The organism is Oligella urethralis DSM 7531, assembly GCF_000372065.1.
Classification (GTDB): Bacteria; Pseudomonadota; Gammaproteobacteria; order Burkholderiales; family Burkholderiaceae_B; genus Oligella; species Oligella urethralis.
This window is the reverse complement of record NZ_AQVB01000016.1, coordinates 1-14407: the sequence shown is the minus strand read 5'-3', so window position 1 is coordinate 14407 and position 14407 is coordinate 1. Positions and strand designations below refer to the sequence as shown.

At 47.0% G+C, this 14407-nt stretch carries 12 protein-coding genes; 5 read left to right on the top strand and 7 right to left on the bottom strand.

The features are described 5' to 3' along the window. Positions 1–20 precede the first annotated feature (20 nt). From A3GA_RS0109035 to A3GA_RS11555, 4 genes are read right to left on the bottom strand one after another with little or no spacing between them, the layout of a single operon-like run. A complete protein-coding gene (locus A3GA_RS0109035; protein WP_018027080.1) occupies positions 21–1880 on the bottom strand; it encodes a UvrD-helicase domain-containing protein in 1860 nt (619 codons plus the stop codon). Next, positions 1873–2808: a pseudouridine synthase gene (locus tag A3GA_RS0109030; protein WP_018027079.1), complete on the bottom strand. Its 936-nt coding sequence runs from the start codon at positions 2806–2808 to the stop codon at positions 1873–1875. Before A3GA_RS0109030 ends, A3GA_RS0109035 begins: the two co-directional genes overlap by 8 nt. A 20-nt stretch (positions 2809–2828) precedes the next feature. Then, on the bottom strand, positions 2829–3035 hold the full coding sequence (locus tag A3GA_RS0109025; protein ID WP_018027078.1) for a heavy-metal-associated domain-containing protein: 207 nt from the start codon (positions 3033–3035) through the stop codon (positions 2829–2831). A 43-nt stretch (positions 3036–3078) separates the two neighbouring features. Further along, positions 3079–3810 (bottom strand): metallophosphoesterase family protein, encoded by a 732-nt coding sequence (locus A3GA_RS11555; protein ID WP_018027077.1) that lies wholly within the window; start codon positions 3808–3810, stop codon positions 3079–3081. A 184-nt stretch (positions 3811–3994) separates the two neighbouring features. Between A3GA_RS11555 and ggt the strand changes: the two genes are divergently transcribed. Further along, a complete protein-coding gene (gene ggt / locus A3GA_RS0109015; RefSeq protein WP_018027076.1) occupies positions 3995–5794 on the top strand; it encodes a gamma-glutamyltransferase in 1800 nt (599 codons plus the stop codon). A gap of 68 nt (positions 5795–5862) precedes the next feature. On the opposite strand, the gene gyrB is transcribed toward ggt, so the two are convergent. From gyrB to dnaA, 3 genes are read right to left on the bottom strand one after another with little or no spacing between them, the layout of a single operon-like run. Then, positions 5863–8313 carry a DNA topoisomerase (ATP-hydrolyzing) subunit B gene (gene gyrB / locus A3GA_RS0109010; RefSeq protein ID WP_018027075.1) on the bottom strand — a complete coding sequence of 817 codons (2451 nt, stop codon included), beginning with the start codon at positions 8311–8313 and terminating at the stop codon, positions 5863–5865. Positions 8314–8328: 15 nt separating this feature from the next. Then, a complete protein-coding gene (dnaN, locus tag A3GA_RS0109005) occupies positions 8329–9483 on the bottom strand; it encodes a DNA polymerase III subunit beta (RefSeq protein ID WP_018027074.1) in 1155 nt (384 codons plus the stop codon). Positions 9484–9499: 16 nt separating this feature from the next. Next, on the bottom strand, positions 9500–11152 hold the full coding sequence (dnaA, locus tag A3GA_RS0109000) for a chromosomal replication initiator protein DnaA (protein ID WP_018027073.1): 1653 nt from the start codon (positions 11150–11152) through the stop codon (positions 9500–9502). A gap of 323 nt (positions 11153–11475) precedes the next feature. Between dnaA and rpmH the strand changes: the two genes are divergently transcribed. The 4 genes from rpmH to yidC all read left to right on the top strand — a co-directional run bounded on the left by rpmH (position 11476) and on the right by yidC (position 14094). Continuing rightward, positions 11476–11610 carry a 50S ribosomal protein L34 gene (gene rpmH / locus A3GA_RS0108995; protein WP_018027072.1) on the top strand — a complete coding sequence of 45 codons (135 nt, stop codon included), beginning with the start codon at positions 11476–11478 and terminating at the stop codon, positions 11608–11610. 101 nt (positions 11611–11711) lie between these two features. Beyond that, complete coding sequence (gene rnpA, locus A3GA_RS0108990; protein WP_018027071.1) at positions 11712–12074, top strand: ribonuclease P protein component; 363 nt, start codon at positions 11712–11714, stop codon at positions 12072–12074. Between the two features lie 12 nt (positions 12075–12086). Next, positions 12087–12317 carry a membrane protein insertion efficiency factor YidD gene (yidD, locus tag A3GA_RS0108985; protein ID WP_018027070.1) on the top strand — a complete coding sequence of 77 codons (231 nt, stop codon included), beginning with the start codon at positions 12087–12089 and terminating at the stop codon, positions 12315–12317. A gap of 115 nt (positions 12318–12432) precedes the next feature. Further along, positions 12433–14094, top strand: coding sequence for a membrane protein insertase YidC (gene yidC / locus A3GA_RS0108980; RefSeq protein ID WP_026156916.1), 1662 nt, complete (start codon positions 12433–12435; stop codon positions 14092–14094). Positions 14095–14407 lie beyond the last annotated feature (313 nt).

The window sequence follows — 14407 nt, the reverse complement described above, 5'->3', positions numbered from 1 at the left end:
CCTTGCCATTTTTTTATGCGCTAAAAATAGCTTTGCCAAAACTGTAAATGCTTTTTCACCCGAGTTAAACCCACATAGAACTCATTTTGTGCACTCTCTACGCCGGCTTTTCTAGGTAAAAAGCTATGTTCATCCGCACTATACAGCACCACATGTTCAAACTCTTTACCCTTGGCTTGCGCCACGGTCAAGCATTGCAAACCAGAACGATCATTCCAAGCGCGGTATAGGGATTGACTGATCTGCGGCCACGTCTCAAAACTCGTGCCTAAGGAATGAAGGATGCGCAATAAGATTTGCCACGAACTAAAATGATATTCCGACGAGAGGCCTGCCGATTCAATCATTCTAAATAATCCCGCTTGCTCAGCAAAGTCATTTAATAATGGCGCTAGCGGCTGCTGCATACTACTTTTTAAAATGCCTCTTAGGGCCATGATCATGGCCTCACTAAAAACCGGATCCCCGTCGCTACGTGATAAATGCATGAATGTATAACTTTGAAAACTCTTCGGATCCGCAGCCTTAATAACTTCAGCCTTGGCCTCCGCACTAAGCAAACAGTACGCGCCTTGATAAAAACGCTTCACATCATAGGAAAATGCTTTTTTTGCAGCACTCATTGCAATCTGTGGTGCTGCTGCTAGATTAAACCCTGGCTCAAACGCACTCTCTGCTTGCTCACTAAGCACTGCGCGCAAAGGAGACTTCGCAGTCTTTAAGGCATACAGCACATTTACCAAACTCACCACATGCAGTTGCGACAAACGATAACTGAAGCGATAAGCACCACGCGTATGCATCCAAATTTGCCAAGCTGCTTTCATCAATTGCAATTGATTTTGTGCAATTAATGCAACCCGGTTACGTGGCTTACTTAACAACTCCGGAAAAACATGCTTCGCCCGATAGTCTATCTGAACTGCTGGCTTAGCGGCTGCCTCAATACGCTTGCCGCTCGCTTTGGACGCCAAATCAGCAATGCCCTGATCAAAACGATAACTAAAATATTGTGTCACCACCCCGGCTTGATACGTCTCGACAAACTGATTAAAGACCAGCTCCGTATCTGCACCACGCCAAGCAAAGACGTTTTGAGCGCGATCACCAACCGCCATCACAAAGCTATCACTGCCAATCATGCTTTGAATAAACGCTAGCTGTAAGGGCGAGACATCATGAAACTCATCGATAAAAATAAAGTGATAAGCACGCAAAGTCTTACTCTGCTCAAAGTAATCATGATGATATAAATCACTGACCGCTTCAGACGCTCGCCTAAAGCCTTCCCGCTCTCTATAACCGCTTAAGTTCGTCTCACTTCGACGATACCAAGTCCAACGCAATTCCTCATAACGCTCAAAGCAAGCGGCAACCAAACGCAAATCAAAATTCAGTCGATCCCCGCAAATCTCCTGCTGCTCTTCGAAGGTACTCGCTTTATACGCCAGACTAGCCCGAAAATAATCCAAGTCCTCTAACAGCAACCACATATCTTGCTCACTTAATTGAGGCGCATAAAAGTCCATCACCTCAAACTCATCGCAGACCGCTTCGACCAAATCCGGCAAAATCCGCTCCACAACCTCATACGAACTGAGTAAGCTACGCTCATCGCCCAGTTCATGCAAAGCCTCCATGGCTAAGGCATCAATCGTGCTAATCTTATTCTCATCGTTTAGCACTAAACCCATCTGAGCGGTATACTCTCTCAGCACCTCAGCCCCAGCGCGACTAAAGCTCAGCATCAAACGCTTACCGACTTCATCTCGATGCAACAGCATCTGCTTAGCCAGTAAGGTGGATTTACCACTACCAGCCACACCTTCAATTAGGATTGCGCGCTTATTTTGCTGTACGAAAAAGGATACATCACTCATGGTTCACATCTTGCCTTTCATGGATAAGCGCAAGTAAATCTAAGTTTCGCTGACTTTCAAAAAAATGCGCTGCACCCGTGATCGGGTCCCTAAACCCAATCGCTCGCGCCAAAAGCTGTAGCGGATTGCTAAAATCATCTGCCGCCCGCTCCGGTGCCAGTACGGGATAAAAATTATCATGACAAATTGGCATGCCCAGGGCATTCATATGCACTCGCAGTTGATGCTTTTTACCACTTAGTGGCTTCAAACCATAATGCGAGAAGCGCTCGCCACGCTGTAGCAACTCAATTACGGTCTCACTATTAGGCGCTTTGTCCACCTCAATCATGGTGAAGTATTGCGGACTTTTGGTGATATGACTTTGATGTACTACAGGAAAATTCAAAGTCGCTACGGTTGGAGCAATGGCTTCATAGTACTTCTCCACATGCCGACCTTGAAAGAGACTTTGATAGGCACCACGATCCTCTGCTCTTAAACTAAACACAAGCACCCCCGCCGTTTCTCTATCTAAGCGGTGAATGGGAGAAATCTCCGGTCGATTCAATTGCTTACGTAAACGCGACAAGGCCGTTTCATGCAAATAACGACCACTGGGAATACTGGCTAGAAAATGCGGCTTATCCACCACCAGTAAGTGCCTATCCTGATATAGAATATCCAGCTCAAACGGCACCTCAACCTCATCCGGTACCTCACGGTAATACCAGAGCCAGCTATCGGGTACAAAGGCACTATGACGATGATAAGGCTCACCGGCTGCATTAACAATCTCACCTGCGGCAAGACGTGCCTCTATGATCTCAGCCGGCATATAGGGAAAGCGCTCGAGCAAAAAGCTCAGCAAATCCGGCCATTGACCCTCACGCGGTAGGTATAAACGACTGGGATTCACGCCACCCCGCATAGCCAATGGTGCTTTCATAAAATTAAAATAATAAGCGCTTAGTCCACTAAGTCGAAGCCAGCCTCATCCAGCGCCGTACGGACCACCTCTAAGTCCAGCGCAGCCGTGGACTGAACAGTGGCACCTGCCTTTTCCAGACTCACCGCCACATGCTCCACGCCGGGAAGCGCAGCTAACAACTCACTTACATGCTTAACGCAGTGATTGCAGCTCATCCCATCAATCCGAATAAATTGCTCTTGCATCCTCAACTCCTAAAAACGATTATCACCAATCCAGCGTGTGATTTTACCCGATCCGAGCGACCCTCGACTCATTAACACCATCCTCCTCACCGGGGCGGATCACCGAGCCGTCTAAAGCCGTCACACCACGCAAACCCACCGAATAGACCTCAAAACCTAAACGCTCAAAATGTGGGCTATAGTCATAATTATCATGGTGATGCCCATGAAAAACCGCACAGGCCCCCATCTGTCTAGCTAAGCGATCAATGACCGCAAAACCAAAGCGATTACAGGACGGCGCCTCATGCGTTACTAAAATATCTGCCTTTTGCGCACGTAGCGCCATAAAGGTCTCGGGGAAAATTGAACTGCGATTACGTAAAGACACGCCACCTCGCCAAAGCTGACGTGGATGACAGTCCCTCACATAATCCTCGGGCGAAAAGTAGTTCCAACACTCAGCGGCAGGATGCCAGATCTTACCCCTAAAAACACCGCCTAGACCTGCAATACGAATACCGGCCAACTCCACCACACGACCATCAAGATTAAAGTCGGCCATCTCAGAGTGATACAAATGATCAAAATACTGCTCTTCGTCCGTGTCATGATTACCAGGAATCCACCAGACCTGGGTCAATTGCCGCACCTCACGAAATACTTCCTGCATCGGTGCCGCCAACTCTAAATCACCAAGCAACACGATAGCCTGCGGTCGATATTGCTCCACAATCGGCAAGCAATGATCGAAACCACCATGGAGGTCACCGAAAAACAAGACTTGATGCTTCATAGATTTAAATCACAGGCAATTCTATTCCTTAAGTATAACGTATCTCATCGATAGCGCTTGAGGAGGAGCGCTTCCAACACACTAGGACTAAGGATAAATACGCTTTTTCCCTCATTGAACGAGTCTCTAAAACTCATTAAAATCGGACCATTAATAATAACTTACTCAAATCAAAGGAGACAGCATGAGCAATTTCTGGCCCTCAGCACCTTATACAAAGCGCCCCGGCAAAGCCCTACTGCTAAGTGTATTAGCTACAAGCTTAGCATTATCTTCGGCGGCCTTTGCCCGTGAAGCAAATATTAAAATCACCGCTCCCACCAGTGCCGTCGCCACCCATCATTATGATTATGAGATGAATGTCTTTCATCCGATTGAAGCGACGAATGGTATGGTGGCAACCGAGCAAAATCTAGCCAGCCAAGTCGGTTTAGAGATACTCAAAAAAGGGGGTAATGCGGTAGATGCCGCGGTAGCGATCGGTTTTTCTTTAGCCGTTAGCCTACCTAATGCCGGTAATATTGGCGGTGGCGGTTTTATGTTAGTGCACGATGCTAAAAGCGGCAAAACCATCGCCTTGGATTTCCGCGAAAAGGCCCCGGCAGCCGCTTCAGAAACCATGTATCAGGATGAGCATGGTGAAATTATCCCGCGTAAATCATGGTACACCCACCAAGCCATTGGCGTACCCGGCACCGTGGCCGGGCTCACAAAAGCACTTGAGCAATGGGGCTCACTGCCATTAGCCGAGGTTATGCAGCCAGCCATCGAACTGGCGGAAAAAGGCTATGAAGTCAGTCCAACCATGGCTAAACTATTGCAAGTAGAAAAAGACAACCTAGGCAAATGGCCTACGACCAAAGCGATCTTTTTTAATGGTGAGGAGCCTTTGACTACCGGTGACACCCTAGTACAAAAGAACCTCGCTAACAGCCTAAAATTAATAGCCAACGAAGGCGCTGATGCCTTTTACAAGGGCGCCATTGCCGATGAAATCGTGCGTGATCAGCAAGCCCATGACGGTTTAATCACCAAAGAGGATTTAGCAAATTACGAGGCAGTTGAGCGTGAGGTGGTACGCGGTGATTATCGCGGTTATGAAATTGTTTCCATGCCCCTACCCAGCTCTGGCGGTATTCATATCGTACAAATGCTAAATGCCTTAGAGCATATTCCCATTAAGGAATCCGGTGTTAACAGCGCTAAAACCATCAGCTTAATTGCTGAAACCATGAAGCGTGCCTATGCCGATCGTTCCGAATACCTCGGTGACAGTGATTTTGTCAAGGTACCGACCAAGCAATTAACTAGCAAAGACTATGCCAAAAGCATTGCTGAGACCGTCCTCGAAGGCAATATCACCCCAGCTCAAGAAATCAAACCAGGCGACTTAACACCTTATGAAAGCGATCAAACCACTCATTACTCAGTGGTTGATAAAGAGGGTAATGCGGTTGCGGTGACTTATACTTTAAACCTAAACTTCGGTAGTGGGATCGTGGCAGGCAACACCGGTATTCTGATGAATAACGAGATGGATGACTTCTCCTCCAAACCGGGTGTACCAAATGCCTTTGGCCTTATTGGCGGTAAAGCCAATGCGATTGAGCCAAATAAACGTCCACTGTCTTCAATGTCACCAACCATGGTGTTAAAAGATGGCAAGCCTTGGTTAGTTACTGGCAGCCCCGGTGGTGCGCGTATTATCACCACCGTATTGCAGCAAATTATCAATGCCGTCGATTTCGGCATGAATCCTGCCGCAGCCACCAACACGCCGCGCTTCCATCACCAATGGTTACCGGATGAGTTACGCCTTGAACTAGGCTTTAGCCCGGATACCGTTCAACTACTCGAAGATGCAGGCTATAAGGTCAGTATTAAACCAAGCATGGGTCGCACCCAGACCATTCAAATCATTGACGGTACCATGTACGGTTATTCTGATCCACGCAATCCGGACGGTGCCGCTTTAGGTTATTAATTATTTGAAAAATGGCTGAGTTCCGCTTAAGAAACTCAGCCATTTGCCTGGAGAAACCTACACCTAAACTACACGTCTAAGTTTGCCGCCAATAGCGCATTTTCCTCAATAAAGGCACGTCGAGGCTCCACCTGATCGCCCATCAAAGTGCTAAAGACGATATCCGCCGTGATGGCGTCTTCGATCTGCACACGTAGTAAGCGACGTACCTCAGGGTTCATCGTCGTCTCCCACAATTGCTCGGGATTCATCTCACCCAGACCCTTATAACGCTGCTTAGTGACCTGACGCTCGGCCTCGGCAGTGAGCCATCTGACCGCATCGCGGAAGTCATTAATACGCTCCTGACGACGACGTTCACCCTCACCCCGATAAACCACCGCACGCTCGCCGATCAAACCAGCGAAAGTCTCGGCAGCACGCTTTAACAAAGCATAGTCCTTACTCTGCACGAACTCACTGTCCAACACAGTCACGCGGATATTGCCGTGATGATTACGATTCACCAAAATACGATGCTTATTCAACTCCTGATCGTAATCCAAGCTAAAGCTCAGCAAATGTGGATGCGCCGGATCGACCAGTGCCTCAGCCAAATCATCCATACTCCGTTGAGCCGCCGCTTCACTACTTAAATCAATCGCTACCCCCTCGGCGATCACCGATAAGGTATCCATATCGTAGTTACGCGACAAACGCTCGGTGACCGTCGCCACTTCATTGTAAAGCTCGAACATGTTCTTTAGCGTCTCACCCTCAATCGGCTCTGCCCCCTCATAAGGAATAATTGCCGCATCCCGCAGCGCCACTTCCTCCATAAAGGCTAGCTCTTCCACCTCATCCTTGAGATAACGCTCCTCGCGGCCAAGCTTCACCTTATACAGTGGTGGCTGCGCAATATACACATAACCGCGCTCAATTAACTCTGGCATTTGACGATAAAATAAGGTCAATAACAAAGTTCGAATATGCGCACCATCCACGTCCGCATCCGTCATGATAATAATGCGATGATAGCGTAACTTGGAAATATCAAACTCTGGACCAATACTGGTGCCCAAGGCAGTAATCAAGGTCGTAATTTGATCACTTGTGATTAAGCGATCAAAGCGTGCCTTTTCCACATTTAAGACCTTACCGCGGAGAGGTAAAATCGCTTGGAACTTACGATCGCGGCCCTGCTTAGCCGAGCCACCCGCCGAGTCACCCTCCACGATATAAAGCTCGGACTTAGCCGGATCCCGTTCCTGACAATCCGCTAATTTACCCGGTAAACCGGCACCCTCTAATAAGCCCTTGCGACGGGTACCTTCACGCGCACGGCGAGCGGCTTCACGCGCCGTTGCCGCCTGCACCACCTTTTCACAAATAGCACGTGCATCCTGCGGGTTTTCTAGTAACCAGGTCTCTAGACTTTTGCTGAGCGCCTCCTCAACCGCTGGTCTCACCTCACTAGATACTAAGCGGTCTTTGGTCTGACTACTAAACTTTGGCTCAGGTACTTTGACTGATAAGACACACGCTAAACCCTCGCGAATATCCTCACCCTGAGTGGCTACCTTGGCGCGCTTAGCTAAGTCATTATCAGCGATGTATTTATTAATCACGCGGGTCATTGCAGCGCGCAAGCCGGTCAGGTGTGAACCACCATCACGCTGTGGAATATTATTGGTAAAACAAAGCACCTGCTCGTTATAACCGTCATTCCACTGCATCGCCACATCCACGCCGACATTAACCCCACCAGCGTCAGACTCCGATGAGCTATAAAAAATCGTATCGTGAATGATGCTACGGCTTTTGTTAATAAACTCCACAAAACCCTGCACCCCACCGGCGTAGGCGAAATTCTCCTCGCGACCGTTAATCTCGTCAACTAGACGAATACTGACCCCGTTATTTAAAAAAGACAGCTCACGTAAACGCTTGGAGAGGATATCCCAGTGATACTCAATCGATGAGAAAATACCCACATCCGCTAAATACTGCACCTTGGTGCCTGTTTTGTCCGTGGTACCCACCACCTCTAAAGGACCCTGTGGTACCCCCTTAGCAAATTCAATTTGATGCACCTTGCCGTCACGTCGAATGGTTAAACGCAACCACTCGGATAACGCGTTAACACACGCCACACCCACGCCATGTAAGCCACCAGACACCTTATAACTGTTTTGGTCAAACTTACCACCGGCGTGCAGCTCGGTCATCACAATTTCAGCGGCACTACGTTGATGCTCATCACTTGGCATCACATCCGTCGGAATACCGCGACCATTATCCACAACAGAAATTGAACCGTCCGTATGAATGGTGACAACAATATCATCACAAAAACCAGCTAAGGCCTCGTCAATTGAGTTATCGACGACCTCAAAGACCATATGATGTAGACCCGTACCGTCGGAGGTATCACCGATATACATCCCCGGACGTTTACGCACCGCCTCCAGTCCTTTGAGGACCTGAATACTACCGGCACCATAGCCTTGGGATTGAATATTTTCTGTGTTTTCGCTCATAATTTTACTGATTGATTAAATGCGCAATGGCATCACGACATATTTGAAGTTATCGTCGCTTTTTAAGTTGATGATGACTGATGAACCCGAGATAGGCTTGAGCGATACGATAATATCCTCATCCTTGATCACGGACAGTGCATCGAGTAAATAATTCACATTGAAGCCAATTTCCAACGGCTCGTAGCTGTAATCAATGGCTAAACTATTAATCGCTTCCTCTTGCTCCTGATTGGTAGCGAAAATCTTGAGTTGATTGTCATTAAAGCTTAGCTTAATCCCGTGCAGACGGTCATTTGCCACCAAAATACGGCTACGCTGAAGATTCGATTGTAGCTCCTCGCGATTAATGGTCAAATGACGCTCGTAATCGGTCGGAATAACGCGTTTATAATCAGGGAAACGACCCTCGATAAGCTTAGACACCAACACCACATCGCCAAAGGCAAAGCGAATTTGTGAATGCTTAGCGCCCTTATTGAGACTAATAGATACCGGCTCATCAGACTCATCTAATAAACGCTGCAATTCAATCACCGTCTTGGCCGGTAAAATCAATTGTCGCTCCTCTGTAAGTGGGGTCTCAATGGCCTCAGCTAGATGGGCCAAACGGTGACCATCGGTGGCCACGGCACGCACGCTATCTGGCTCCACCACTAACAGGATACCATTTAAATAGTAGCGAATGTCCTGCTTAGCCATGGCAAAGGACACCATATTAAATAAGCGTTTAAGCGTTTTTTGAGGTAATACAAAGGTATCTGGAATCGCCTCAGCGCTGTCTGGCTGTTGCCAGCTCTCGGGCTGATCCACCTGCGGAAAGTCCTCGCCTGGCATCGTATGCAAGCTAAAGCGGCTGCGACCACACACGATTTGTAGCTTCGCATCCTCTAGTGTAATATCCACCATGCCACCGCTCGGTAAGGTGCGTAGAACCTCCAAAAACTTACGTGCCGACACCGTCACTAAAGCGGATTCCTCACCCACACCAATATCGGCGGTGGTGGTAATTTCTACCTCTAAGTCAGTGGTGGTAAACTCCACGCGATTGCCAGTTTTTTTAATTAAAATATTGGCTAAAATCGGCATCGTGCTACGACGCTCAACAATACCTATCACCGTGTTGAGCGGCTTGATTAAAACTTCACTACTCGCCTTTAGTAATTGCATGACTTTCCCTTTGTAATTATCCCTTTAGTGATTGCTCTAAAACGCGTAAATGATGGTTAAGCTCTTGATCACTCATTCTTTCCTTGCTGATTTTATTGACCGCACTAAGCACTGTACTATGATCCCTGCCACCAAAATAATCAGCGATTTCGTTAAGACTCTTTTGTGTCAATTCCTTGGCTAAATACATAGCAATATGACGTGGTACAACGATATTGCGCTGACGACGCTTTGATTGCATATCGGATACTTTGATTTTATAGTATTCTGCAACGGTTTTCTGAATATTCTCAATTGTAATCTGTCCAATGGATGCACTTAATAAATCTTTAAGGGCGCCGCGACAAATTTCTACGGTTAAGTCCTTATTACCGTAAAACCCTGCATAAGCAATGACCTTGGTCAAGGCCCCTTCCAACTCTCGTACATTACTACGCACATGCTTAGCAATAAAAAATGCCGACTCATCCAGTAATCTAAAATCGCGATGGTCCTCTGCCTTTTTATGTAAAATCGCCACCCGCAACTCTAGCTCCGGCGGCTCCACACTAACCGATAGACCGGAATCAAAGCGCGTGGTTAAGCGCGGATTCATATCCTGCAACTGCCGCGGATACGTATCCGAGGTAATCACAATCTGCTTATTATCCCGCACCATTCTTTCAAAAATATGGAAGAACTCTAATTGCGTGCGCTCTTTACCACTAAAGAATTGGATATCATCAATTAATAACACATCCAAATTTAAATAATCACGCTGCCAAGCATCATTGGTCTTGCGCTTAATCGAATCCACCATACTCGTGAAATACTCATTGGCGTGAATATAACGAATCCGTAAACCGGGCTTCTTTTTTAAAATGGCATTGCCCATCGCATGCATCACGTGCGTCTTACCTAAACCCGTGGCGCCATAAATATAAAAAGGGTTATAACTCAACTCATTACCCGAATAATCATCCACAATCTTTTTAGCGGCGGTCACCACAAGTGCATTAGAACGGCCCTCAACCAAGGTATCAAAGCTTAATTCCTTTAATAAATTGGTTTTTTCATAGGCGTCTTGGTAATTTAATTCGGCAACTAAGGCATCCTCATCCAAGCTCTCAATACGCACTGCGGGCATCGTGATGTCTTCATCCGTTGCGCTATCGCTCTCTGCCTCAGGATACAACTCCTTGAGTGCTCCAATCACCTCCGATAAATCAGGCGCAGACTCGCTAGCACGATCGGCAGAAGCGGCCGCTTGCTGCTTTTTAGCTTGTGCTAAGGCGGCGGCTTGACGTGCTAACTCAACCGCTTCAAGTAATTTTGTCGATTTACCAGTAGACTCGGCAACCGCCTCAGTGGCAGACTCCACCGCAATCGTCGCCGCGGATGGGGTAGGCGCCGGCGCTCTAGTTGCTGGACGTGCAGCACGCGCACCAGCTAATAAAATATCCACCTGAATATCTGAACGCTCATACCACGCCTCAGCAATCGCCTTAATACGTGCCGCATAAGAGTCTCTGGCCCACTTTTGCTTAATCGGATTAGGTGCCGACAGCGTCAACACACCCGAAGCCTCATCAAAAGACTCGAAGTCTAACGGTTCAATCCACGCATTGACTTGCTCAACAGGGTACTCCTGAGCAAGCACAGAAAAGCAATGCGACCAAAAATCACTCATACAACAAATCACCGTAGGCATGATTAAAAAGAGTAGACTATTTTACTCTGCCGAGATAAAGTTATCCACAATGTGGATAGATTGTGGATAAATCAAAAAACAAGACGGTATTCGCCACCTATTTGCTGCTTTTAAGTCATAATTATGACGTAGTCGATTGACTTTATTAGTTTTTTTAGCGATAATTTATAGTTTTCACTAATTTAGCTTTTAGGTCATTAGTTTATTGCTCTAATATCAAGCATACAAATAAAGCAAAAAAGTAGCGACCAATAAATTAATTGCCTCACCTAATTAATTATTAAAAATTAAGGAATTTTGACATGAAACGTACTTATCAACCATCAGTTACTCGTCGCAAACGCACTCACGGTTTCCGTGTTCGCATGAAAACCAAAGGCGGTCGTGCTGTGATTAATGCACGTCGCGCTAAAGGTCGTAAGCGCTTAGCTGTTTAATCATAGCTCAAGCTCAGATTAAGCAGTTTTCCTGTCGCACCCTTGGTGAGATAGCTATTCCGGTACTTCCAAGATCTCTGCAATAACAGGTCCTAAAAGCGATGAGTGGCGCCAAATTTCCTAAATCTGCGCGCCTACTGCGCCCCAACGAATTCACTCAAGCCCTACGGGGTAAGCGAATTGGTCGAGGGGCGTTTTTTATGCTCAATCGATATATCCACTACGCTGCGCCCGACAGCAGCGCCAGACTAGGTTTAGTTATTGCCAAACGTCATGCGCCAAAGGCGGCCAGTCGCAATGCCATCAAACGCGTCATTCGAGAATCCTTTCGAGTGCGTCGCCACGAGCTTGCGCCCGGAGACTATGTGGTTCGACTGCATTGCAAAATTCCCGCTTGTTCTTTGACTGAATTAAAAAAAATCACGCGCCAAGAGCTTGATAGCTTATTTGATTCAGCTAAATAGAAGGAGACGGTGATGCGCTTAAAACAACTGTTTATCTTGCCGATTCGCTGCTACCAATATTTTCTGAGCCCTTGGATCGGCCAATCATGTCGCTTTACACCGAGCTGCTCAAACTATATGATTGAGGCAATTGAAACGCATGGCGTGTGCAAGGGATTATGGTTAGGGACTAAACGCATTGCGCGCTGCAATGGTTTTTTTAAAGGCGGACACGATCCGGTACCCCCTAAAAAAAGTAGCTAAAGGCTATGGCTTTTCCATCAACCACGCTTTTTATAAATAGCAAAGGACTAATGTGGGTTAAACTGTTATGTTGTTTGACAGCACATTTTCCCATCGATTTAGCAAGAAATAACTAATGGATACTAGACGCTCCATCCTCTGGATGATTTTTGTATTTTCTTTGTTCATGATTTGGAATAACTGGATGAGCTATCGCAATCCACCCCTTCCACAACCGACTGAACAACAATTGCAGGACGCTCGTCAACCCGATCTTGCAACGCCTACCCCCATTCCTTCCGCCAGTGGTACCAATGGTACTCAACAGCTGACACCCATGGCTGACAGCGCAGCAACGGCTGGACAGGAAATTATTAATGTTCGTACCGATTTATTTAATCTCTCCTTTGATACCAAGGGAGCGCAAATTGTCGGTGCTGAACTGTATCTGAGCCGCCCCGAAGATCCTGATGCCGTACATAATTTTGTACTATTGGAAAACGGTGAAAATACGTACACCGTGCAGAGCGGCCTGATCGGTGATGCAGGTAAAAACTACCCTAATCAAAACACCATTTTCCGTATGGTCTCCAACGAGACCGAAATGAGCGGTGATACCCTAGCGGTTGTGTTTGAAGCTGAAAGCGACGGTTTAAAACTGACCCGTACCTACACTTTCCATCGCGGTTCTTTTAAAATCGATGTGAATGACAGCGTAAGTAATATCAGCGCTGAACCACAAACACCTTCGCTCTACTTACAAATCACCCGTGATAATCATGACGCACCCGGCGGTACCTATTTCTATAAGACCTTCTCCGGTTTTGCCATGTACACGGATCAAAATCGCTTCGAAAAAATCTCTTTTTCCGATATTGATAAAAACAATCTGTCCCATGCTAGTCACACTAATGACGGCTGGATTAGCTTTATTCAGCACTTCTTTGTGACTGCTTGGGTGCCTGAAGAAGGGAAAGAGCGTCATTACAATATACGTAAAATTGCTAGTAATCTCTACGCCATCAGTGCAATTGAGCCTTTAGGCACCATTCAGCCTGAGGCCACAGTAAGCAGCAATTCTGTCCTTTGGGTCGGTCCACAAGCGCAAGAACAGCTGTCTGCAATTAGTACAGGCTTAGATTTAGTGGTTGACTACGGTTGGCTAACCATCATCGCCAAACCCATGTTTAAGTTCATGACCTGGTTATATTCTTTTATCGGTAACTGGGGTTGGACCATTGTGGTCTTGACTATTATCATCAAGATTATTCTGTACCCACTGTCAGCCGCAAGCTATCGCTCCATGGCCCGCATGAAAAATGTCGGTCCACGCATGCAAGCCATTAAGGAACAATACGGTGACGATCGTCAAAAAGTCAATCAGGCCATGATGGAGCTATACCGTACGGAAAAAATTAATCCCCTCGGCGGCTGCTTACCCATACTATTGCAGATCCCGATTTTCCTAACCCTCTATCGCGTGATTTTAGCCAGTGTGGAGCTACGTGGTGCACCATGGATTCTATGGATTCAGGACTTAGCCGTGGCCGATCCGTACTTTATCCTACCGGCCATCATGACAGCAACCATGTTCTTGCAGTTTAAATTGAATCCTACCCCACCGGATCCAATGCAAGCGCGTATCATGATGATTATGCCGTTAGTCTTCGGTGCCATGATGTTTATGTTCCCAGCCGGTTTAGTACTTTACTGGGTTGTGAATAACATCCTCTCCATCATGCAGCAGCAGTATATTACCCGCCGCTTAGCACGGGCATCTAACGATAGTAAGATGTAATTACGCTTAGCGCTGTGACTTAAAAGCCGAGAATGGATTTCTCGGCTTTTTTGTATGTTTGCCCAGCGAGGTTGGCAAACCCGACAGGTTGCAAGAGACCTGTATCACCCTGACTAAGGGGAAGATAATCCGAATGGCAAGGGCGTTGCCGGCTAACGGCAGGGTCTGAAGGAAGCCATAGGAAGTAAGATGTCCATAGCGTTAGTGAACCTGATTCGGCAGGTTAGGGGGGTAAGCGTGCACAATCTCGCAAAGCCCAATACTTAGTCAGCCCTAACATGTGATTGAGGATGGCATATCTTACAGGGAGTCA

Coding starts and splice junctions, on each gene's coding strand:
- A3GA_RS0109025 (WP_018027078.1), bottom strand. CDS start 3,035: ATGCAAGAGCAATTTATTCGGATTGATGGGATGAGCTGCAATCACTGC.
- ggt (WP_018027076.1), top strand. CDS start 3,995: ATGAGCAATTTCTGGCCCTCAGCACCTTATACAAAGCGCCCCGGCAAA.
- rpmH (WP_018027072.1), top strand. CDS start 11,476: ATGAAACGTACTTATCAACCATCAGTTACTCGTCGCAAACGCACTCAC.
- yidC (WP_026156916.1), top strand. CDS start 12,433: ATGGATACTAGACGCTCCATCCTCTGGATGATTTTTGTATTTTCTTTG.
- A3GA_RS0109030 (WP_018027079.1), bottom strand. CDS start 2,808: ATGAAAGCACCATTGGCTATGCGGGGTGGCGTGAATCCCAGTCGTTTA.
- gyrB (WP_018027075.1), bottom strand. CDS start 8,313: ATGAGCGAAAACACAGAAAATATTCAATCCCAAGGCTATGGTGCCGGT.
- A3GA_RS11555 (WP_018027077.1), bottom strand. CDS start 3,810: ATGAAGCATCAAGTCTTGTTTTTCGGTGACCTCCATGGTGGTTTCGAT.
- dnaA (WP_018027073.1), bottom strand. CDS start 11,152: ATGAGTGATTTTTGGTCGCATTGCTTTTCTGTGCTTGCTCAGGAGTAC.
- rnpA (WP_018027071.1), top strand. CDS start 11,712: ATGAGTGGCGCCAAATTTCCTAAATCTGCGCGCCTACTGCGCCCCAAC.
- A3GA_RS0109035 (WP_018027080.1), bottom strand. CDS start 1,880: ATGAGTGATGTATCCTTTTTCGTACAGCAAAATAAGCGCGCAATCCTA.
- dnaN (WP_018027074.1), bottom strand. CDS start 9,483: ATGCAATTACTAAAGGCGAGTAGTGAAGTTTTAATCAAGCCGCTCAAC.
- yidD (WP_018027070.1), top strand. CDS start 12,087: ATGCGCTTAAAACAACTGTTTATCTTGCCGATTCGCTGCTACCAATAT.